17 protein-coding genes and 1 riboswitch are annotated in these 19,641 nt (G+C 69.5%); of the genes, 8 read left to right on the forward strand and 9 right to left on the reverse strand.

Features of this window, described 5'->3' with window-relative positions; all coding sequences use genetic code 11:
- From ligA to KUD94_RS10805, 6 genes are all read right to left on the reverse strand, one after another.
- Complete coding sequence (gene ligA / locus KUD94_RS10780; protein WP_218237206.1) at positions 1–441, reverse strand: protocatechuate 4,5-dioxygenase subunit alpha; 441 nt, start codon at positions 439–441, stop codon at positions 1–3.
- A 12-nt stretch (positions 442–453) separates the two neighbouring features.
- Positions 454–1,371, reverse strand: a complete 918-nt coding sequence (locus tag KUD94_RS10785; RefSeq protein WP_218237207.1) for an amidohydrolase family protein — start codon at positions 1,369–1,371, stop codon at positions 454–456.
- Positions 1,368–2,294, reverse strand: a complete 927-nt coding sequence (locus KUD94_RS10790) for a DUF1932 domain-containing protein (RefSeq protein WP_218237208.1) — start codon at positions 2,292–2,294, stop codon at positions 1,368–1,370. The genes KUD94_RS10785 and KUD94_RS10790 overlap by 4 nt, the downstream gene beginning before the upstream one ends.
- A gap of 17 nt (positions 2,295–2,311) precedes the next feature.
- Positions 2,312–2,995: a 4-carboxy-4-hydroxy-2-oxoadipate aldolase/oxaloacetate decarboxylase gene (gene ligK, locus KUD94_RS10795; protein ID WP_218237209.1), complete on the reverse strand. Its 684-nt coding sequence runs from the start codon at positions 2,993–2,995 to the stop codon at positions 2,312–2,314.
- 124 nt (positions 2,996–3,119) lie between these two features.
- The gene (locus KUD94_RS10800) at positions 3,120–4,148 is read right to left on the reverse strand and encodes an amidohydrolase family protein (RefSeq protein ID WP_218239278.1); all 1,029 of its coding nucleotides are present in this window, start codon (positions 4,146–4,148) and stop codon (positions 3,120–3,122) included.
- A gap of 14 nt (positions 4,149–4,162) precedes the next feature.
- Positions 4,163–4,882, reverse strand: coding sequence for a substrate-binding domain-containing protein (locus tag KUD94_RS10805; RefSeq protein WP_255568728.1), 720 nt, complete (start codon positions 4,880–4,882; stop codon positions 4,163–4,165).
- A gap of 107 nt (positions 4,883–4,989) precedes the next feature.
- On the opposite strand from KUD94_RS10805, the gene KUD94_RS10810 reads away from it, so the two are divergent.
- The gene (locus KUD94_RS10810) at positions 4,990–5,901 is read left to right on the forward strand and encodes a LysR family transcriptional regulator (RefSeq protein WP_218237210.1); all 912 of its coding nucleotides are present in this window, start codon (positions 4,990–4,992) and stop codon (positions 5,899–5,901) included.
- 25 nt (positions 5,902–5,926) lie between these two features.
- Here KUD94_RS10810 and KUD94_RS10815 read toward each other — a convergent pair whose 3' ends face one another.
- Positions 5,927–6,712, reverse strand: coding sequence for an IclR family transcriptional regulator C-terminal domain-containing protein (locus KUD94_RS10815; RefSeq protein WP_218237211.1), 786 nt, complete (start codon positions 6,710–6,712; stop codon positions 5,927–5,929).
- A gap of 136 nt (positions 6,713–6,848) precedes the next feature.
- On the opposite strand from KUD94_RS10815, the gene pobA reads away from it, so the two are divergent.
- The 6 genes from pobA (at position 6,849) to KUD94_RS10845 (ending at position 14,827) form a co-directional block, all read left to right on the forward strand.
- Complete coding sequence (pobA, locus tag KUD94_RS10820; protein WP_218237212.1) at positions 6,849–8,036, forward strand: 4-hydroxybenzoate 3-monooxygenase; 1,188 nt, start codon at positions 6,849–6,851, stop codon at positions 8,034–8,036.
- A 26-nt stretch (positions 8,037–8,062) separates the two neighbouring features.
- Positions 8,063–8,701 carry an MBL fold metallo-hydrolase gene (locus tag KUD94_RS10825; protein ID WP_218237213.1) on the forward strand — a complete coding sequence of 213 codons (639 nt, stop codon included), beginning with the start codon at positions 8,063–8,065 and terminating at the stop codon, positions 8,699–8,701.
- 87 nt (positions 8,702–8,788) lie between these two features.
- A riboswitch (TPP riboswitch) is annotated at positions 8,789–8,899 on the forward strand.
- A gap of 73 nt (positions 8,900–8,972) precedes the next feature.
- Complete coding sequence (gene thiC, locus KUD94_RS10830; protein WP_218237214.1) at positions 8,973–10,853, forward strand: phosphomethylpyrimidine synthase ThiC; 1,881 nt, start codon at positions 8,973–8,975, stop codon at positions 10,851–10,853.
- Positions 10,854–10,930: 77 nt separating this feature from the next.
- A complete protein-coding gene (gene nadC / locus KUD94_RS10835) occupies positions 10,931–11,812 on the forward strand; it encodes a carboxylating nicotinate-nucleotide diphosphorylase (RefSeq protein ID WP_218237215.1) in 882 nt (293 codons plus the stop codon).
- A 4-nt stretch (positions 11,813–11,816) separates the two neighbouring features.
- Positions 11,817–12,956: a quinolinate synthase NadA gene (gene nadA, locus KUD94_RS10840; protein WP_218237216.1), complete on the forward strand. Its 1,140-nt coding sequence runs from the start codon at positions 11,817–11,819 to the stop codon at positions 12,954–12,956.
- Positions 12,957–13,015: 59 nt separating this feature from the next.
- On the forward strand, positions 13,016–14,827 hold the full coding sequence (locus KUD94_RS10845) for a chorismate-binding protein (RefSeq protein ID WP_218237217.1): 1,812 nt from the start codon (positions 13,016–13,018) through the stop codon (positions 14,825–14,827).
- Positions 14,828–14,832: 5 nt separating this feature from the next.
- Here the strand turns inward: KUD94_RS10845 and nadB are convergent, their stop codons facing one another.
- On the reverse strand, positions 14,833–16,419 hold the full coding sequence (nadB, locus tag KUD94_RS10850; protein ID WP_218237218.1) for an L-aspartate oxidase: 1,587 nt from the start codon (positions 16,417–16,419) through the stop codon (positions 14,833–14,835).
- 296 nt (positions 16,420–16,715) lie between these two features.
- On the opposite strand from nadB, the gene KUD94_RS10855 reads away from it, so the two are divergent.
- Positions 16,716–18,371 (forward strand): SulP family inorganic anion transporter, encoded by a 1,656-nt coding sequence (locus KUD94_RS10855; RefSeq protein ID WP_370625866.1) that lies wholly within the window; start codon positions 16,716–16,718, stop codon positions 18,369–18,371.
- 286 nt (positions 18,372–18,657) lie between these two features.
- Here KUD94_RS10855 and KUD94_RS10860 read toward each other — a convergent pair whose 3' ends face one another.
- Positions 18,658–19,641 carry a branched-chain amino acid ABC transporter permease gene (locus tag KUD94_RS10860; protein ID WP_218237220.1) on the reverse strand — a complete coding sequence of 328 codons (984 nt, stop codon included), beginning with the start codon at positions 19,639–19,641 and terminating at the stop codon, positions 18,658–18,660.

Genomic DNA, 19,641 nt, shown 5'->3' on the forward strand with positions numbered 1-19,641 from the left:
TCAGAGCTCCTTGCCGGCGCGCTGGCCTTGCGGCTGGTGCTGCGGCTGGGCGTCGCCGTCTTCGCCCAGGTAGCGGTTGCCTTCGGGCGAGCGCCCGCCCGCGACCATCATCGCGCGGTATTCGTCCTCGCTCATGCCGGTCATGGAGCCGGCCATCTGCTGAAAGCTCAGGCCGTCGGTGGCGCCGATGCGCGCCAGGAAGTAGATGTTGCCGCCGGTGCGCATGCACCAGTTGAGGTCGCGCGCCAGCACCGCCTGCTTCTGCTCTTCGCTCATCGGCCATTCGTCCAGGTAGGCGCGCTCGTCGGCCTTGAAGCGCGCGCGGTTCTCTGCCTTCATCAGGGAGACGCAGAACTGGTTGAGCCAATAGCCTTTGCGCGACTGCTCGGCATCAAAAATGATGGTGCCGGGCACGTCCAGGTAAGGTTTTTCCAATGCCATGGCGTACTCCTTTCAGTGCGCTTCGGGCCAGTACAGGCGCATCGGGTTGTCGACCAGCAGCTTGCGTTGCAGCTCGGCCGTGGGCGCGATGTGCGGGATGAAATCGACCAGCAGCCCGTCGTCGGGCATGTGCTGCTTGAGATTGGGGTGCGGCCAGTCGGTGCCCCAGAGCACGCGGTCGGGAAACTCCTGCACCACGCGGCGCGCAAACGGCACCACGTCGCGGTAGGCGGCCTGCTCGCCATGCAGGGCGGGCGGGCCGCTTACCGACAGGCGCTCGGGGCAGCTCACCTTGCTCCAGACGTTGGCGTGCTCGCGCATGAACTTGAGGAAGAGCGCGAATTGCGCGCTGTCCACGCCCTTGGCGACGTCGGGGCGGCCCATGTGGTCGACCACGACGGTGGTGGGCAGCGCGCTGAAGAAGTCCCAAAGCTCGGGCAGGTCTGCCGCCTCGAAGTAGATCACCACATGCCAGCCCAGCGGGCGGATGCGCTCGGCAATTTCCATCAGCTCTTCGCGCGGCGTGAAGTCCACGAGGCGCTTGACGAAGTTGAAGCGCACGCCGCGCACGCCGGCCGCATGCAGGCGCTGCAATTCTTCGTCGCTCACGCCGCGGCGCACCGTGGCGACGCCGCGCGCGCGGCCGCCCGCGGCCTGCAGTGCGTCGACCAGCGCGCGGTTGTCCGCGCCGTGGCAGGTGGCCTGCACGATGACGTTGCGCGCAAAGCCCAGGTGATCGCGCAGCGCAAACAGCTCGGCCTTGCCCGCGTCGCAGGGCGTGTATTTGCGCTCGCTGGCGTAGGGGAATTCATCGCCCGGGCCGAAGACGTGGCAATGCGCATCGACCGCGCCCGGCGGGAGTTGAAAGCGCGGACGCGACGGGTTTTGGTACCAGTCGAGCCAGCCGGGGGTTTTTTCAAAGCGGCTCATGCATTGCCTCTCTCGAGATGGGCGAGCAGCCGGTCGGCCTCGGCGCGCCAGTCGGCGCTGCGCGCAAAACCCGGGCTGCCGCGCTCGCCAAACACGCCGGCGTCGGCCAGGTCGGCAATCCAGGCCTGGCGCTCGGCCGCGCCCTCGGCGATGAAGGCGGGCAGGCCGGCTTCGCGCACCGTGCGCGCACACTGCTGCATCTCCTCGCTGCGCCGGCGGCCGTGTTCGATCACGCGCTGAAAGAAGTACGCGCCCTGGCGCTCCCAGTCGATGCCGGGAAAGGTTTCGGCCAGCGAGGCGAGCACCGCGTCTTGCACACCGTAGTGGCGCGCCGCGGCAAAGCTTTCTATCAGCATGGCTTCGAGCCCCTTGATCACCACGCTGCGGCACATCTTGGTGGCCGAGGCGACGCCCAGGCGCTCGCTGGCGAGCGTTGCGGCAAAGCCCAGGGGCTTGAGCTGCGCGGCAAGCTCACCGGCATGCGCGCCGCCGAGCAGCAGCGGCACGCGGATGCGGTGCGGCGGCACGCTGCTCATGACCGCGCCTTCGACATAGCGCCCGCCGGCGCCGTCGATCAGCGCCCCCGCCTGCTGCTTGGCGCCGGGCGAGGCGGAATTGAAATCCAGATAAAAGGTGCCGGCCTTGAGCGCGGGCGCGCAGGCGCGCGCAGCCTGCAGCGTCTGGCTGGCGGTGACGGCGCAGATCAGCAGATCGCTGCGCGCGGCCAGCTCGGCGTGGCCTGCGGCAAGCTGCACACCCTGGGCGGCGGCGTGGGCCTGCAGCGCAGCGGCGCCGCTGCCCGCGAGCTTGAGGTCGTAGGCGCAGACCGCCAGCGCCTGCGCGCGCAGGTCTTCGGCCAGGATGCGCCCGACCTCGCCGTAGCCCACGAGGCCTATGCTCCAGTTGCGTGCAGACGCAGTCATGGCGCGCGCTTCCTGCTTCAATCGATGTAGCGCAAACCGGCCTTGGCCAGGCCCTCGCGCATCTTGTAGTAGTCCAGGCCGAGCACGCCGCTGGCGAAGATCTCGCGCTTGCCGCCCTCGTTGTCCTCGCGCTTTTGCGCCGCTTGCAGCGTGGCGCCGGCGCGCTCGCGCGGCACGCAGACGACGCCGTCGTCGTCGGCCACGACCACGTCGCCCGGGCGCACCCACATGCCGGCGCAGACCACGGGGATATTGACCGAGCCCAGCGTTGCCTTGATCGTGCCCTTGGAGGAAATCGCGCGGCTCCAGACCGGAAAGCCCATCTCCTGCAGCGTGCGCACGTCGCGCACACCGGCGTCGATGATGAGGGCACGCGCGCCCTGCGCCTTGAAGCTGGTGGCCAGCAGGTCGCCAAAATAGCCGTCGGTGCATTCGCTGGTCACGCCCGCGACCACGACGTCGCCCGGGCGGATCTGTTCGGCCGCGACGTGCAGCATCCAGTTGTCGCCGGGCTGCAGCAGCACCGTCACGGCCGTGCCCGAGACGCGCGCGCCCGGGTAGATGGGACGCATATAGGGTTTGAGCAGCCCCACTTTGCCCAGCGCCTCGTGCACCGTGGCGCTGCCGTAGTGCGCCAGCGCGTCGGCGCTGGCCCGGTCGGCACGCTCGATGTTGCGATAGACCACGCCCAGTTCGTACATTGTCAACTCCGTTTCCGTTTCTTCCTGCCCCTCTGGGGGAGGCTTGGGGTGGTGGCGAGCACCTGGCGTTGTGGCCCGCAAGCCCCCATCCCTGCCTTCCCCCAGAGGGGGAAGGTGCCTTGATTCACAAACCGCGCGCCTTGAGCCGCGCATCCAGGCGCGTGAACACGCGCCGCGCGTTGCCTTCGTAGACCAGGTGCTTCTCCTCGGGCGTGAGGTTCTGCGTCGCCTCGACATAGCGGCGGGTGTCGTCGTAGTAATGCCCGGTCTCGGGGTCGATGCCGCGCACCGCGCCGATCATTTCGCTGGCGAACAAGATGTTCTTCACCGGGATCACCTCGGTCAGCAGGTTGATGCCCGGCTGGTGGTAGACGCAGGTGTCGAAATAGACGTTGTTCAGCAGGTGCTCGTCGAGCAGCGGTTTCTTGAGCTCTTGCGCCAGACCCCGGTAGCGCCCCCAGTGGTAGGGCGCGGCGCCGCCGCCGTGCGGAATCAGGAACTTGAGCGTGGGGAAATCCTTGAACAAGTCGCCCTGGATGAGCTGCATCACCGCCGTGGTGTCGGCATTGATGTAGTGCGCGCCGGTGGTGTGAAAGCAGGCATTGCAGCTGGTGCTCACGTGGATCATTGCGGGGATGTCGTGCTCGACCATCTTCTCGTAGATCGGATACCAGTGGCGGTCGGTCAAGGGCGGGCTGCTCCAGTGCCCGCCCGAGGGGTCGGGGTTGAGGTTGATGCCGACGGCGCCGTACTCGCGCACGCACTTTTCAAGTTCGGGGATGCAGCTGGCCGGGTCAACGCCGGGCGACTGCGGCAGCATAGCCGCAGGCACGAAGTGCTCGGGGAAGAGCGCACTCACGCGGTGGCACAGCTCGTTGCAGATCGCGGCCCAGGTGCTCGAGGTCTGGAAGTCACCGATGTGGTGCGCCATGAAGCTCGCGCGCGGGCTGAAGATGGTCAGGTCGCTGCCGCGCTCCTGCATCAGGCGCAACTGGTTTTTTTCGATGCTCTCGCGGATCTCGTCGTCGCTGATGCTGAGCTCCGAAGCGCGGGGCGACGAACTGGCGTCGGCAAGCGCGGCAATCTGCCGCTGGCGCCACTCGCCCAGCGCCGCGGGTGCGGTGGTGTAGTGGCCGTGCACGTCGATGATCATGAAGGGTTTGCCTCTCAAGAATGGTCTGCCGCGCACAACGGCTGCATGCCGTGGCGGCGCAGGGCCGGCGCGCTGGCGGCGCTGGCAAGAAAGTCGAGAAACCGGCGCGCCGCCTGGCCGTCGCGGCAGCCGGAGACCAGCGCGCCGGAAAAGACGGTGTCGATCGCCACGGCCGCGGGCAGCGCGCCGACCACGCTGGCGCCCGGCACCTGCATCAATTCGCTGAACTGCTGAAAGCCGAGGGCGGCCTCGCCGCGCGCAAGCAGCTGCGCCACCGGCACGCCAGGGCGCGCCTGCACCAGGCGGCGCTCAAGCGCGTCGCCCACGCCCCAGCGCGCAAACAGGCGCAGCACGGCGGTGCCGCTCGGGCCGGTGGAGTAGCCGATGCTCGGCGCCGCGAGCACCGCCGCCCGCAGCGCGGCCTCGCTGGAGATGTCCGGCAGCGGCGCGCCCGCGGGCACGGCGACGGCGGTGCTGCTGCGCACCCAGTCGACCTTGCTGCCTGCGAGCGCGTGGCCGCTGGCGAGCAGCCGGTCGATGGCGTCGCTGGCCAGCAGCACCAGGTCGAGCGCCTCGCCGGCCTGCACGCGGCGCGCGGCGTCCACGCCGCCGACCGACTGCAGCGCCAGCGGCGTGCCGCCCTGCTGCTGCCAGGCCTGCACCCGCTCGGCCAGCACGGCGCGCGTGGCCATCGAAGAGATGGCGCGCAGGGGGGCAGGGGCGGCGGCGTGCATGGCAGGGGCAGAAAAATGCTTTGCCAAGGATTGTGGACAGCTAGACTCCGGCGAACAAGTCGATATCGGCACTAGCAGTTAGAACAAAACGGCATACCCGGGCTTCCATGGACCTGAAACAGCTCGAATACTTCGTGCGCGTGGCCGAACTGGGCAGCTTCACCCGCGCGGCCCAGGCGCTGGGGGTGGCGCAGCCGGCGCTCAGCCGCCAGGTGCGCGCCCTGGAGCTGGAGCTGCGCGAAACCCTGCTTGCGCGCACCGGCCGCGGCGTGCTGCCGACCGACGCCGGGCTGCGCCTGCTGGAGCACGGCCACGCCATCCTGCAGAGCGTGGCGCATGCGCGCGACGACCTCAAGAGCCGCCGCGGCGAGCCCGTGGGCCGCGTGACCGTGGGCCTGCCGCCCAGCCTGGCCCGGCGACTCACGCCACTGTTGATCGAGCGCTTTCGCCGCGAGATGCCCAAGGCGCGGCTGGAGATCGTCGAAGCGTTTTCCGTCACCATCGCAGAGTGGCTGGGCAGCGCGCGCATGGACCTGGGCTTGGTGTATTCGCCCGCCAGCCACCCGCAGATGCAGGCCGAGCCGGTGCTGGAAGAGCGCCTGTGCCTGATCGGCCCGAGCGGCAGCCTGCCGCTTGCGGGCGGCGTGGCCTTTGCCGAGCTGGCGCGCTACCCGCTGGTCATGCCCCAGCGCAACCAGATCTTTCGCAAGCTGATGGAGGCCCAGGCGACGCTCGCCCACGTCAAGCTCGACGTGGTCTGGGAGGTTTCCAGTGTGCCCGTCATCCTCGACCTGGTGCGCGCCGGCTACGGCTACGCCGCACTCACCGACAGCGCGCTGCGCGGCGAGGGCTCGGCCGAGGGCCTCATGGAAGCGCCGCTGCATTCACCCCACGTGGTGAGCACGCTGTGCGTGGTGCAACCCGCCACCAAGGGCGCAACGCCGCTGCTGCAGCGCACCGCCGAGCTGCTGCGGCGCCTGAGCCTGCGCGTGTGCGCGCTGGAAAGCGGCCACCTGTAGTGCTGGTGCGGCGGCGCGCCGGCGCTCACAGCAGCGGGCGCAACTGGCGCGCCGACTCCTGCAGCAGCGGCAGCACCTGGCGCAAGAGCTGCGCCGCCTCCACCCGGTGCGTAGCGGTGACCACGTTGATCGCCGCCAGTGTGCGCCCGCGCATGTCGCGCAGCGGCACGGCCAGCGCCTGCACGCCCAGTTCGTGTTCCTGCGCCTCGATGCAGTAGTCCAGCCGGCGTACTTCGTCCAGCACGCGCGCGAGCGCCGCCGCCTCGCTCACCGTGTGCGCGGTCAGGCGCTGCGGCTGGGCCTGGGCAAGCCATGCGGCGCACTCCGCTTCGGGCAGGGCGGCCAGCAGCACGCGGCCGGTGGAGGTGGCGTGCACCGGCAGGCGCGAGCCCAGATGCACGCCGTGGGCCAGCAGCCGGTCGCCGCTCTCGCGCACCGCGCTGCGCGCCACGATCACGACGAAGTCGCCGTCGCGCACCGCGCAGGAAAAGGACAGCCCGGTGCGCGCGGCCAGGCTGTGCAGCTCGGGCTGCACCACGCGCGGCAGCCGCGCGCTGGCCATGTAGGCGCCGGAAAAGCGCAGCACCTTGGGCGCCAACCAGTAGTAGGCGCCGTCCGATTCGAGATAGCCCAGGTGCGCCAGCGTAAGCAGGTGGCGGCGCGCGGCCGCACGCGTGATGCCCGCGCGCTGCGCGGCCATGGTGGCGTTCAGGCGCTGGCGTTCGGTGTCGAAGCTCTCGAGCACCGCCAGCCCCTTGGCCAGACCGGCGATGTAGTCGGCATGGGCGAGCGCGGCCGGGGTGTCGTGCATTTCGTGCGATCAGCGGGCGTTTTGCGCGATGATCGCACAAGGGCCGCAGCAGATGGCTGGTCGCTGCGGGGCCGCATGGCTAGTCTTGCGCAGATGGCGCCTTGCCGCGCCGCGCGCACCCCCAAAGGAGACTTGCATGCCCAGCCCGAAACACGTTCCCGTCGTCATCGTCGGCGCCGGCCCCGCCGGCCTGCTGCTTGGCCAGCTGCTCTACCAGGCGGGCATAGACAACCTCATCCTGGAGCAGCGCAGCGCCGACTACGTGCTCAGCCGCATCCGCGCAGGCGTGCTCGAACAGGTGTCCATGGACTTGCTGCGCGAGGCCGGCGCCGGCGCCCACATGGACCGCCACGGCCTGCACCACCACGGCATCGAGCTGCTGTTTGCCGGCCAGCGCCACCGCATAGACCTGCACGGGCTCACCGGCGGCAAGTACGTGATGGTCTATGGCCAGACCGAACTCACGCGCGACCTGATGCAGGTGCGCGCCGAGGCGGGACTTGCCACGGTGTACGAAGCGGCGCACGTGCAGCCGCGCGACTACGACGGCGAGCAGCCGCGCGTGCGCTATGAAAAGGATGGCGAGCTGCACGAGGTGCGCTGCGATTTCATCGCCGGCTGCGACGGCTTTCACGGGGTGTGCCGTGCCAGCATCGCGCCCGAGCGCATCCGCCACTACGAGAAGATCTACCCCTTCGGCTGGCTCGGCCTGATGAGCGATACGCCGCCGGTGAGCAAGGAGCTGATCTACGCCAACAGCGAGCGCGGCTTTGCGCTGTGCAGCCAGCGCAGCCTCACGCGCAGCCGCTACTACCTGCAGGTGCCACTCACCGACAAGGTCGAGGACTGGAGCGACGAAGCCTTCTGGGACGAACTGCGCCGGCGCCTGGACCCCGAGGCACGCGAGCAACTCGTCACCGGCCCCTCGATCGAAAAAAGCATCGCGCCGCTGCGCAGCTTCGTCGCCGAGCCGATGCGCTTCGGGCGCCTGTTTCTGGCGGGCGACGCCGCGCACATCGTGCCGCCCACCGGTGCCAAGGGGCTGAACCTGGCGGCCTCGGACGTGGGCTATCTCTCGCGCGCCTTCGTCGACTATTTCAGGAACAAGAGCACCCAGGGCATAGACCACTATTCCGAGCGGTGCCTCAAGCGCGTGTGGAAGGCCGAGCGCTTTTCCTGGTGGATGACCTCGCTGATGCACAACTTCCCCGAAGAGGGGGCGTTTCACACCAAGGTGCAGGAGGCCGAGCTCGACTACCTGGTGCACTCGCGCGCCGCGTCCACCAGCCTGGCGGAAAACTACGTCGGCCTGCCCATGGCCTGAAGCGGCGGCGCGGCACAATCGCCGCCATGCTGCACTACCACACCATCCCCGTCACGCCGTTCGCGCAGAACTGCTCGCTCGTCTGGTGCGCGCAGAGCCTGCAGGCGGCCGTCATCGACCCGGGCGGCGACCTGGAACACATCCTGAGCGAGGTGCGCGCGCGCCAGCTCAAGCTGCAAGCCATCTGGCTCACCCATGCGCACATCGACCATGCGGGCGGCGCCGGCGAGCTCAGCGAGCGCCTCAGCCTGCCCATCATCGGCCCGCACGAGGGCGACCAGTTCTGGATCGACGCGCTGCCCCAGCAAAGCGCGATGTTCGGCTTTCCGGCGGCGCAGCCCTTCACGCCCACGCGCTGGCTGCACGACCTGGACACGGTCACGATCGGGGAGGAGACGCTCAGCGTGCGCCACTGCCCCGGCCACACGCCCGGCCACGTGGTGTTTCATGCGCCGCAAATCCAGCGCTGCTTCGTCGGCGACGTGCTGTTTGCGGGCAGCATAGGGCGCACCGACTTTCCCCAGGGCAACCACGAGCAGCTCATCGCCAGCATCACCGGGCGGCTGTGGCCCATGGGCGACGAGACCGTGTTCATCCCCGGCCACGGGCCCGAGAGCAGCTTCGGGCGCGAGCGGCGCAGCAACCCTTACGTGGGCGGCACCTGAGGCCGTTTTCAACCCGTGCCCCGGGGCAGCGCCGCGGGGTTGGTGCCTACACCATCATGGGTTGGAACCGCGCAGGCGCCTATACTCGCGCCCGCTCCGGGGTGCACGACAGTGGCGTGCTGAGATGGCGGGCCGACCCGCCAAAACCGCGAACTTGATCTGGTTAGTACCAGCGTAAGAAGAGCTGCAGCGAACATCCGCAGGGCCATGCCCGTGCGGGTGCTTGCCGATTGCGGAGCATTCCATCCACCCCTTGAGGAATGCACCGCCCATGAACGCTCCCGAATCAATTTCCCAGTTGCTGGCGCAGGCGCGCGAGCCTTTTCCCGCCTCGACCAAGACCTGGATCACCGGCAGCCGTGCCGACTTGCGCGTGCCGGTGCGCGACATCCGCCTGAGCAACGGCGAGACCGTCAGCGTCTACGACACCTCGGGGCCGTACACCGACCCCAAGGCCGCCATCGATGTGCGCAAGGGCCTGCCCAGTGTGCGCGGCGCCTGGATCGCCGAGCGCGGCGATACCGAAGCCTACGCAGGCCGCGCGCCCGAGGCGATCGACGATGGCCGCAAGGATGAAGCGGCCGGGCAGCTCGCCGCGCTGCGCGCGCAGGCCGCCGGTTTGCAACGCCAGCCCCGGCGTGCCATGAGCGGCGCCAAAGTCACGCAAATGCACTATGCGCGTCGCGGCATCGTCACGCCCGAGATGGAATACGTCGCGCTGCGCGAGAGTGGCAAGCGCGAATGGATGCGCGCCTACCTCTCGGACGCGGCGCGCGAGCGGCGCCTGGCGGGCGAGCCGCTGGGCGCCTCGATTCCGAAGATCATCACGCCCGAATTCGTGCGCGATGAAGTCGCGCGCGGCAGAGCCATCATCCCGGCCAACATCAATCACCCCGAAGTCGAACCGATGGCGATCGGGCGCAACTTCCTGGTGAAGATCAACGCCAACATCGGCAACTCGGCCGTGACGTCGAGCATCGAGGAAGAGGTGGAAAAACTCGTCTGGGCCACGCGCTGGGGCGCGGACAACGTGATGGATCTGTCGACCGGCAAGAACATCCACACTACACGCGACTGGATCGTGCGCAATTCACCCGTGCCCATCGGCACGGTGCCGATCTACCAGGCGCTGGAGAAGGTCGGCGGCATTGCCGAGGACCTCACCTGGGAGATCTTTCGCGACACCCTCGTCGAACAGGCCGAGCAGGGCGTGGACTACTTCACTATCCATGCGGGCGTGCGCCTCGCGTTCATACATCTCACGGCACGGCGGCGCACCGGCATCGTCTCGCGCGGCGGCTCGATCATGGCCAAGTGGTGCATGGCGCACCACAAGGAGAGCTTCATCCACGCGCATTTCGAGGACATCTGCGACATCATGAAGCAGTACGACGTGGCCTTCAGCCTGGGCGACGGCCTGCGCCCTGGCTGCACGGCGGACGCCAACGACGAGGCGCAGTTTGCTGAGTTGCGCACCCTGGGCGACTTGACACAAATCGCCTGGAAGCACGAGGTGCAGACCATGATCGAAGGCCCCGGCCACGTGCCCATGCACATGATCCAGGCGAACATGAGCGAGCAGCTCAAGACCTGCCACGAGGCGCCGTTCTACACGCTCGGGCCACTGACCATCGACTGCTCGCCCGGCTACGACCACATCGCCTCGGCGATCGGCGCGGCGATGATAGGCTGGATGGGCACGGCCATGCTGTGCTACGTCACGCCCAAGGAGCACCTGGGGCTGCCGGGCCGCGACGACGTCAAGCAGGGCATCATCGCCTACAAGATCGCCGCCCACGCGGCCGACGTCGCCAAGGGCCATCCGGGCGCACGGGCGCGCGACGATGCACTCAGCCAGGCGCGCTTCGACTTTCGCTGGATGGACCAGTTCAACCTCTCGCTCGACCCCGAGACGGCGCTGGCGTTTCACGACGAGACGCTGCCCAAGGATTCAGCCAAGGTCGCGCACTTTTGCAGCATGTGCGGGCCCAAGTTCTGCTCGATGAAGATCACGCAGGAGGTGCGCGAGTACGCCGCCGCCAAGGGCCTGGCCGACGACGCGGCGATCGCCGACGGCCTGGCCGCCAAGGCCGAGGAGTTCCAGCGCGGCGGCGGCTCGCTGTACGTGAGCGCGCCTGAAGCGCGAAGTTGAGCCGCCCCGATGGCCTTGCTCGGGGGCGAGGCACAATGCCCGCCCTTGGGGAACGGCCCCGCCATGATCGATCCGACATGAACGACACACCACACTGGCGCTTGAATCCGGCCGAGCTGGCCGAGCTGGCCGCAAGCGACGCCCGCCGCGCGCTGGCCGAGGACGTGGGCGATGGTGACCTCACCGCCGCCCTCATCGCGCCGGACCAGACCGCCCGCGCGCGCGTGCTGCTGCGCGAGGACGCGGTGCTCTGCGGCCTGCCCTGGTTCGAGGCCGTGGTGCGCCAGATGGCGCCGGGCGCGCGCATCACCCGCCTGGCAGGCGAAGGCACGCACTGCCGCGCGGGCAGCTTCGTGATCGAAGTGGCTGGCCACGCACGCGCGCTGCTCACGGCCGAGCGCACGGCACTGAACTTCCTGCAACTCTTGAGCGGCGTCGCCACGCGCACCGCCGAGCACGTGGCAGCCGTTGAAGGCACGGCGGCGCGCATCGTCGATACGCGCAAGACCCTGCCCGGCCTGCGCCTGGCGCAGAAATACGCAGTGGGCGTGGGCGGCGGGCTGAACCACCGCATCGGCCTGTTCGACGCCATCCTGATCAAGGAAAACCACATCGCCGCCGCCGGCGGTGTGGTGCAGGCGCTGGCGGCCGCGCGTGCGCAGGGCGCGCAGGCCAAATTCATCGAGATCGAGGTCGAGACGCTGGCGCAACTGGACGAGGCGCTGGCGCACGGCGCGCGCATGGTGTTGCTGGACAACATGGACCTGCCCACGCTGCACGAGGCGGTGCGGCGCAACCGGGCGCTGGGCACGCGCGCGGCGGTGCTGGAAATCTCCGGCGGCGTGCAGCTCGATGGCCTGCGCGCGCTGGCCGAGACCGGGGTCGATCGCATCTCGATCGGCGCGCTGACCAAGGACGTGAAGGCGACCGATTTCTCCTGGCGCCTGGTCAAGGATTGATGTCATGAGCGAACACCTGATAGACGTGGAATACGAGCAGCCCGTGGCGCTGGACGTGCAGCGGGCGAAAGAGGCGCTGGCCGCTTGCGACACGCGCCGCGCCTGGGCGCGCGTGCCGCCCGAGCTCACGCCCCAAGAGCGCCATGCAACCAAGGAGCGCATCCGCCGCCTGCTGCGCGAGAAGAACGCGGTCATGGTCTCGCACTACTACGTGCACCCGGACCTGCAGGAACTGGCCGAGGAAACCGGCGGCATCGTCAGCGATTCGCTGGAGATGGCGCGCTTCGGGCGCGACCACGCGGCGCAGACGCTCGTCGTCTCGGGCGTGCGCTTCATGGGCGAGACGGCCAAGATTCTCTCGCCGGGCAAGCGCATCCTGATGCCCGACCTGGACGCCACCTGCTCGCTCGATCTGGGCTGCCCGATCGACGCGTTCTCCGCCTTCTGCGACGCCCACCCCGAGCGCACCGTGGTCGTCTACGCCAACACCAGCGCGGCCGTGAAGGCGCGCTCGGACTGGCTGGTCACGTCGAGCTGCGCGCTCGACATCGTGCGTGCGCTCTCGGCCGCCGGACAGAAAATCCTCTGGGCGCCCGACCGGCACCTGGGCGAATACATCCGCCGCGAAACCGGCGCCGACATGGTGATGTGGAACGGCGCCTGCATCGTGCACGACGAGTTCAAGGCCGTCGAGTTGCAGTTGATGAAAGAGCAGCACCCACAGGCCAAGGTGCTGGTACACCCCGAGTCGCCCCCTGCCGTGATCGCACTGGCCGATGCCGTGGGCTCGACCTCGGCCATCCTGGCGGCCGCCGCGCGCATGGACGCACCCGAATTCATCGTCGCCACCGACATCGGCCTGATGCACCAGTTGCGCGCACGCAACCCGGGCAAGGTCTTCATCGAGGCGCCGACGGCGGGCAACGGCGCCACCTGCAAGAGCTGCGCACACTGCCCGTGGATGGCGATGAACAGCCTGGCGGGCGTGGCGCGGGCGCTGGAGACGGGCAGCGGCGAAGTTCACGTCGACCCCACGCTGGGCCTGCGCGCGCGCGTGCCGATCGATCGCATGCTGGCCTTCACCGCCGGGCTCAAGCAGGGACATGCGCCCGGCGCGCTCGTCGCCGGGATCGGTGCAGCCTGATGTTTTCATTCCGAAATTGATAGCTGTTTGCGCTTGATGGACAAGGGCCAGAGGCCGATTTGAATCAAACTTTTCCATTTGCACGCATCGACTTCGCCCAGCCGCTTGAGCCCGATGCGCCGCGCCTGCGTGCCGCGTTCGGCGCGCCGCGCGAGGTGCTCGTGGCGCAGGCCCCAGGCGAGGTGCGCGAGCTGCTGCGCGCGGTGGACGCCGCCGCGCGCCAGGGCCGCTGGTGCGTGGGTTACCTGCGCTACGAAGCCGCTGCGGCGTTCGATGCGGCGCTCACGACGCACGAGGCCGACGGGCCGCTCGCCTGGTTCGCCGTGCACGATGGGCCGCGGGCATGGCCCGAGGCGGCCGCGCCCGACGAGGCAGCGGCGCCCCACCGGATTCAATGGACGGAGGAGAGCGGGCGCGCGACGTTCGACGCCGCCATCGCCCGCATCCACGCGGCCATCGCGGCCGGCGAGCTTTATCAGGTCAACCACACCGCGCCGCTTGGCGGACACTTGCAGGGCAGCCCCGCCGCGCTCTTCGCCGCGCTGCAGCGCGCGCAGCCCGGCGGCTACGGCGCGCACATCGACGCGGGCGATGTGCAAATCCTCTCGGTCTCGCCCGAGCTGTTCTTCGACTGGCGCGATGGCCCCGAAGGCGGCGAAATCCTCGCGCGCCCGATGAAGGGCACGGCGGCGCGCGGCCGCACGCCCGAGGAGGACGCGGCGCAGGCCGCGCACCTGCGCACCTCGCCCAAGGAGCGCGCCGAGAACGTGATGATCGTCGACCTGCTGCGCAACGACCTCTCGCGCATCGCCACGGCGCACGGCGTGCGCGTGCCCGCGCTGTTCGCCACCGAGGCGCTGCCCACGGTCTGGCAGATGAGCTCGGACGTGCGCGCGCGCACGCGAGCGGGGCTTGATCTGGCGCAGGTCTTCGCGGCGCTGTTTCCGTGCGGCTCGGTCACCGGCGCGCCCAAGGTGAGCGCGATGCGCATGATCCGCGCGCTCGAACCCGGGCCGCGCGGCGTCTATTGCGGCGCCGTCGGCGTGGTGCGGCCGCACGGCGCGCCGGACGCGAGCGGGCGCCACCACGTCGCGGCCACCTTCAACGTGCCGATCCGCACCGTAGTGTTGCACCAGCCATCGGCCAGCGGCTGGGCGCTGCGCTGCGGCATCGGCAGCGGCATCACGGCAGACGCCACCGCCGAAGCCGAATGGCAGGAATGGCGCCACAAGCGCGCCTTCCTCGTGCGGGCCAGCACGCCCTTCGAGCTGCTGCAAACGCTGGCGCTGCGCGCCGGCCAGTGGGGCCACGCGCCGCAGCACCTGCAGCGCATGGCCGAGGCGGCGGCGCACTTCGGCTTTGCCTGGCACGAGGATGAGGTCTGGCGCGCGCTCGATGCCACCGCGCAGGCACACCCGCAAGGCGACTGGCGCGTGCGCCTGCTGCTCGATGCAGCGGGCCAGCCACGCACGCAGGCCGCCCCGCTCGCGCCCACGGCCGAGCCGGTGCGCCTGGCGCTGGCCGATCGCCCCTTCCTTGCCGCGCAGGGCGAATTCACGCGCCACAAAACCACGCGGCGCGAGCCCTACGCGGCCTTTGCACCCACGGCGCCGGGCGTGTTCGACACCGTGCTGTTCAACGACGCGGGCGAGATCACCGAGGGCACCTTCGGCAACGTCGCCGCGCTCATCGATGGCCGCTGGATCACCCCGCCGCTCACCTGCGGCCTGCTGCCCGGCGTGGGCCGCGCGCTGGCGATTGAGCAGGGGCGCGTCGTTGAGGCCGTGCTGCGCGTGCAAGACGTGCCGCGCGTGCAGGCCTGGGCTTTCGTCAACAGCCTGCGCGGCTGGCTCGCGGCCACCCTGGACTGAACCGATCAGGCCCCGCCCGGCACCAGGATGGTGGGCGCGGCCGGCGCGGCCAGTTCGGGCCAGTCGCGGCTGAAATGCAGGCCGCGGCTTTCGTGGCGCGCCTGCGCCGAGCGCACGATGAGCTCGGCCACTTGCACCAGGTTGCGCAGCTCCAGCAGGTCGCGCGTGACGTGGAACTGGCCGTAGAACTCGTGAATCTCGCTCTTGAGCAGCGCAATGCGGTGCATCGCGCGTTCCAGCCGCTTGTTGGTGCGCACGATGCCGACGTAGTCCCACATGAAGCGGCGCAGCTCGTCCCAGTTGTGCGAGATGACCACGGCCTCGTCGGCGTCCTGCACGCGACTGTCGTCCCAGGCGGGCAATACCAGGCGCTCGCCAGCGGGCGCGGCCGCGATGCTTTGCGCCGCCGCCTGCGCGAACACCATGCATTCGAGCAGCGAGTTGCTCGCCAGCCGGTTGGCGCCGTGCAGCCCGGTGCAGGCCGCCTCGCCGATGGCGTACAGGCCCCGCAGATCGGTGCGCCCGTGCAGATCGGTGAGGACGCCGCCGCAGGTGTAGTGCGCGGCCGGCACCACGGGAATGGGCTCGCGCGTGATGTCGATGCCAAGCCCCGCGCAGTGCGCGAGGATGTTGGGAAAGTGCTCGTGCAAAAACTCCGGGCTGCGCTGCGAGATGTCCAGGTACACGCAATCGAGGCCGTGCTTCTTCATCTCGAAGTCGATGGCGCGCGCCACCACGTCGCGCGGCGCGAGTTCCGCGCGCTCATCGTGGCGCGGCATGAAGCGTTCGCCGCCGAGCGCGGCGGGCAGCACCAGGCGCCCGCCCTCGCCGCGCACCGCTTCGCTGATCAAAAAGGACTTGGCATGCGGGTGGTACAGGCAGGTCGGGTGAAACTGGATGAACTCCATGTTGGCCACGCGGCAGCCCGCACGCCAGGCGGCAGCGATGCCATCGCCCGTCGAGGTATCGGGGTTGGTGGTGTAGAGGTAGACCTTGCCCGCGCCGCCGGTGGCCAGAATCGTATGCGGCGCGCGGAAGGTGCGCACCGTGTCGCTGGCTTGATCGAGCGCGTACAACCCGAGGCAGGCCTGACCGAGGTGCCCCAGCTTGCGCGCGGTGATCAGATCGACCAGCGTGTGCTGCTCGAACACCGTGATGCCGGGTGTGGCGTGCACCGCGTCGATGAGCGTGCGCTGCACCGCCGCGCCGGTGGCGTCCTGCGCATGCACGATGCGCCGCTCGCTGTGCCCGCCCTCGCGCGTCAGGTGCAACTGCCCCTCTTCCAGGGAAAACGCCACGCCCAGCGCGCGCAGCCAGGCGATGCACTCGGGCGCCTGCTCGACCACCAGCCGCGTGGCGTCGGGCGCGCACAGACCGGCGCCGGCGATGAAGGTGTCGTGCACGTGCGCCTCGAAGCTGTCGCCCTCGCCCAGCACGGCGGCGATGCCGCCCTGCGCCCACTGGCTCGATCCATCCTCGATTGCACGTTTGGTGAGCAGCGCCACGCGGTGCGTCGGCGCCAGGCGCAGCGCTGCGCTCAGGCCCGCCAGGCCGCTGCCCACGATCACTACATCAAAGTCGAGTTCCTGCACGAGATATTGGCCCCGGATTGCGTTGTCGAAAACACCCCCGATGCGTGACACGCCGCGCGGGCCGCGCGACTTTACGCCCGGCACGCCGCAGCCCGGCGCATATCCATATGCCCGAGTCCGGGTCGCCCCCGATGGCACGGGACACCGGGGCGTACACTCGCGCCACTTGTCACGCCCCGCCATGCTGACCCACCAGTCACTGACCCGTCGGCGCCGCTTCATCACGCGGCTGCGCCACTGCGGCCCGCCCAAGGGATGCCCTCATCGCCATCCCCCGCTTGCCTGGAGCCGTACCCGTGACCTTCTCCTTTCGCCCCCGCCTCATCGACGCCCTCAAGGGCTATGACCGCGCGCGCCTCGTCGCCGACATCGGCGCGGGCCTGACGGTTGCCGTCGTCGCGCTGCCGCTGGCCATGGCCTTTGCCATCGCCTCCGGGCTCAAGCCCGAGGCAGGCATCTTCACCACCATCATCGCGGGCTTTCTGGTCGCGCTGCTGGGCGGCAGCCGGGTGCAGATCGGCGGGCCGGCGGGCGCCTTCATCGTCATCGTCTACGGCATCGTGCAGCAGTACGGCGTAGGCAATCTCATCATTGCCACGGCGCTGTCGGGCGTGCTGCTGTTTCTGATGGGTCTGTTCAAGCTGGGCACGCTGGTGCGCTTCATTCCGGTGGCGGTGATCACCGGCTTTACCAACGGCATTGCGGTGCTGATTGCGCTGTCGCAGATCAAGGATTTTCTGGGCCTGCAGGTGGCCAGCATGCCGGCGGACTTCTTCGGCATCCTGGGCGCGCTCTGGGAGCACGCGCACACGATGAACCCTTGGGCGCTGGGCACTGCGCTCGCGAGCCTGGCGGTGATCGTGGCCTGGCAGCACTGGATGCCCTCGCTGGGCGCGCGCGCGCCGTTCTCGGGCAAGCTCAACATCGTGCCCGGTGCCATCGTCGCGCTGGTACTGGCCACGGCCGCGGCGGCGCTGTTCAAGCTGCCGGTGGAGACCATAGGCAGTCGCTTTGGCGGCATTCCGGCCACGCTGCCGGCGCTGGAGCTGCCGGACTTTTCCTGGGAGTCGGCGCGTTTTCTGCTGATGCCCGCGGTGACGCTGGCACTGCTGGGCGCGATCGAGTCGCTGCTGTGCGCGCGCGTGGCCGACGGCATCATCGGCGACCGCCACGACCCCAACCAGGAGCTGATGGCCCAGGGCGTGGCCAACTTCGTCGTGCCCTTCTTTGGCGGCATGCCGGCCACCGGCACAATCGCGCGCACCGTCACCAACGTCAAGAGCGGCGCCACCAGCCCCGTCGCGGGCATGGTGCATGCGCTGGTGCTGCTGGCTGTGATCCTCGTCGCCGCGCCGCTGGCCAGCTCGATTCCGCTGGCCTGCCTGGCCGCGATCCTCATGCACGTGGCCTGGAACATGGGCGAGTGGCGCGCCTTTGCCCATCTGGGGCGCTTTCGCGCGCCCTACGGCGCTACGCTGCTGGCGGTGTTCCTGCTGACCGTGGTGTTTGACCTGACGGTGGCGGTGCAGGTAGGCATCCTCGCCTCGTGCGCGGTATTCATCTACCGCATGGCCCATCTCACCCACGCCGAGCGCCTGGCGCTGCCGGCGCTGGCCGCAGCGCCGCAAGTGCAGGCCTGGCGCTTGCAGGGGGCCTTGTTCTTCGGCTCGACCACCGCGCTGGAAGACCTGTCGGCACGCCTGCCCGCGCGTGTGCTGGTGCTGGACCTGGCAAGCCTGCTCTACATGGACAGCACCGGCAAGGAAACGCTCAAGGCGCTGCTCGCCCAGTGCGCCCAGCAGGGCGTGCGCCCGCTCCTGGCGGGCCTCGGCGGCCAGCCGCTGGCGCTGGTGCAGCGCAGCGGCCTGCATGCGCAGCTCGCGCCCAATCTCTACCCCGATCTGGCGCAGGCGGTGCAGGCGGCGCTCTTGATTTCGGGCCAGGGCAACTAGCCCGCCGCAGACGGCGCGCCCCGGCAAGCTGCTGACCGACCTGGTGCAGGCGGCGGACGCGCCAAAGAAGTACGAAGACCTGGGCGACCCCAAGCGAAAGGGGCACATCGTCATGGCCGATCCGGCGACGCAGCCGTCGACCGTCTTTTGGCTGGTGGGCCTGAAGGAAAGAGTATTCGCGGCGGTGCCCGCCTGGATGAACTTCGTCGAGGCGCTGGCCGCCAAGCAGCCGATGTTCGTCGCCTCCTTCGGCCCCACGCGCACGCATGCGGACCAATGTGCCGGCTCACCCCGCCGGCGGCCCCAGGCGGCGGCGCACCGGAAACAGCTCCCAGCCGAGGTAGCGCGTCCACAACCCCCAGAGACCGCGCTCGAAAAACAGCATGACGACCATGGTGCTCACGCCCAGCGTGATCAGGTAGATGCTGCCCAGGTCCGCCAGCCATTCGCGCAGCAGGAAATAGGCGATGGTGCCGATGATCGGCCCCTCCAGCGTGCCTATGCCGCCTATCACCACGATGAAGAACATGGTGGTGGTCCAATCGATGGAGAACGCCGGATCGGGCGCCACGCGCAACTTGGTGATGAAGAGCAGCGCGCCGGTCATCGCGCAGACCCCGGCGGCCGCCACCCACACCGCCCATTTGATGCGCGCCACGCGCACGCCCAGGCTGCGCGAGGCGCGCTCCGAATCGCGCACCGCCATCAGCGCCAGGCCCCAGCGCGAGCGCAGCAGCAGATAAACCGCCAGCGTCGCCCCCGCGCCCAATGCCAGCGCCCACCACAGCGTGAGTCCCATGCGCGTGGCCACGTTCATGCCCATCACCGTCTTGGCCACGCTGGTGCCCGAGCCGCCGCTCACGAAGGGCAGGTTGGCCATGACGAGGCGAAACACCTCCGCCACCACCCAGGTGCCTATGGCGAAGTGCGCGCCGCTCAGGCGAAACACCAGCGGCGCCACCAGCGCGCCGGCCAGCGCGCCCACCACGCCGGCAATCGGAATCACCCAGAAGGCGCCCAGCCCCGCCTGCAGCCCGAAGACCACCAGCGCATACGCGCCCAGGCCTATGAAGCCCTGCTGGCCGACCGACAGCAGGCCGCCGTAGCCGGCCAGCAGATTCCACATCTGGGCCAGCGCCAGCATGGCCAGCACCTCGGTGGCCAGCGCCAGCGTGGCGCGTTCGGCCCACCAGGGCATGCTGGCGATGGCGACGATGGCCAGCACGCCGATGACGGCGGCCACGCGGGCGGGCAGCAGATCGCGCTTCAT

The sequence above is a fragment of the Comamonas sp. NLF-1-9 genome, from assembly GCF_019195435.1.
Taxonomy (GTDB): Bacteria; Pseudomonadota; Gammaproteobacteria; order Burkholderiales; family Burkholderiaceae_C; genus Comamonas_C.

Excerpts from the sequence above, each read along its gene's own strand:
- ligA (WP_218237206.1), bottom strand. The coding sequence starts at position 441 with ATGGCATTGGAAAAACCTTACCTGGACGTGCCCGGCACCATCATTTTT.
- KUD94_RS10785 (WP_218237207.1), bottom strand. The coding sequence starts at position 1,371 with ATGAGCCGCTTTGAAAAAACCCCCGGCTGGCTCGACTGGTACCAAAAC.
- KUD94_RS10790 (WP_218237208.1), bottom strand. The coding sequence starts at position 2,294 with ATGACTGCGTCTGCACGCAACTGGAGCATAGGCCTCGTGGGCTACGGC.
- ligK (WP_218237209.1), bottom strand. The coding sequence starts at position 2,995 with ATGTACGAACTGGGCGTGGTCTATCGCAACATCGAGCGTGCCGACCGG.
- KUD94_RS10800 (WP_218239278.1), bottom strand. The coding sequence starts at position 4,148 with ATGATCATCGACGTGCACGGCCACTACACCACCGCACCCGCGGCGCTG.
- KUD94_RS10805 (WP_255568728.1), bottom strand. The coding sequence starts at position 4,882 with ATGCACGCCGCCGCCCCTGCCCCCCTGCGCGCCATCTCTTCGATGGCC.
- KUD94_RS10810 (WP_218237210.1), top strand. The coding sequence starts at position 4,990 with ATGGACCTGAAACAGCTCGAATACTTCGTGCGCGTGGCCGAACTGGGC.
- KUD94_RS10815 (WP_218237211.1), bottom strand. The coding sequence starts at position 6,712 with ATGCACGACACCCCGGCCGCGCTCGCCCATGCCGACTACATCGCCGGT.
- pobA (WP_218237212.1), top strand. The coding sequence starts at position 6,849 with ATGCCCAGCCCGAAACACGTTCCCGTCGTCATCGTCGGCGCCGGCCCC.
- KUD94_RS10825 (WP_218237213.1), top strand. The coding sequence starts at position 8,063 with ATGCTGCACTACCACACCATCCCCGTCACGCCGTTCGCGCAGAACTGC.
- thiC (WP_218237214.1), top strand. The coding sequence starts at position 8,973 with ATGAACGCTCCCGAATCAATTTCCCAGTTGCTGGCGCAGGCGCGCGAG.
- nadC (WP_218237215.1), top strand. The coding sequence starts at position 10,931 with ATGAACGACACACCACACTGGCGCTTGAATCCGGCCGAGCTGGCCGAG.
- nadA (WP_218237216.1), top strand. The coding sequence starts at position 11,817 with ATGAGCGAACACCTGATAGACGTGGAATACGAGCAGCCCGTGGCGCTG.
- KUD94_RS10860 (WP_218237220.1), bottom strand. The coding sequence starts at position 19,641 with ATGAAGCGCGATCTGCTGCCCGCCCGCGTGGCCGCCGTCATCGGCGTG.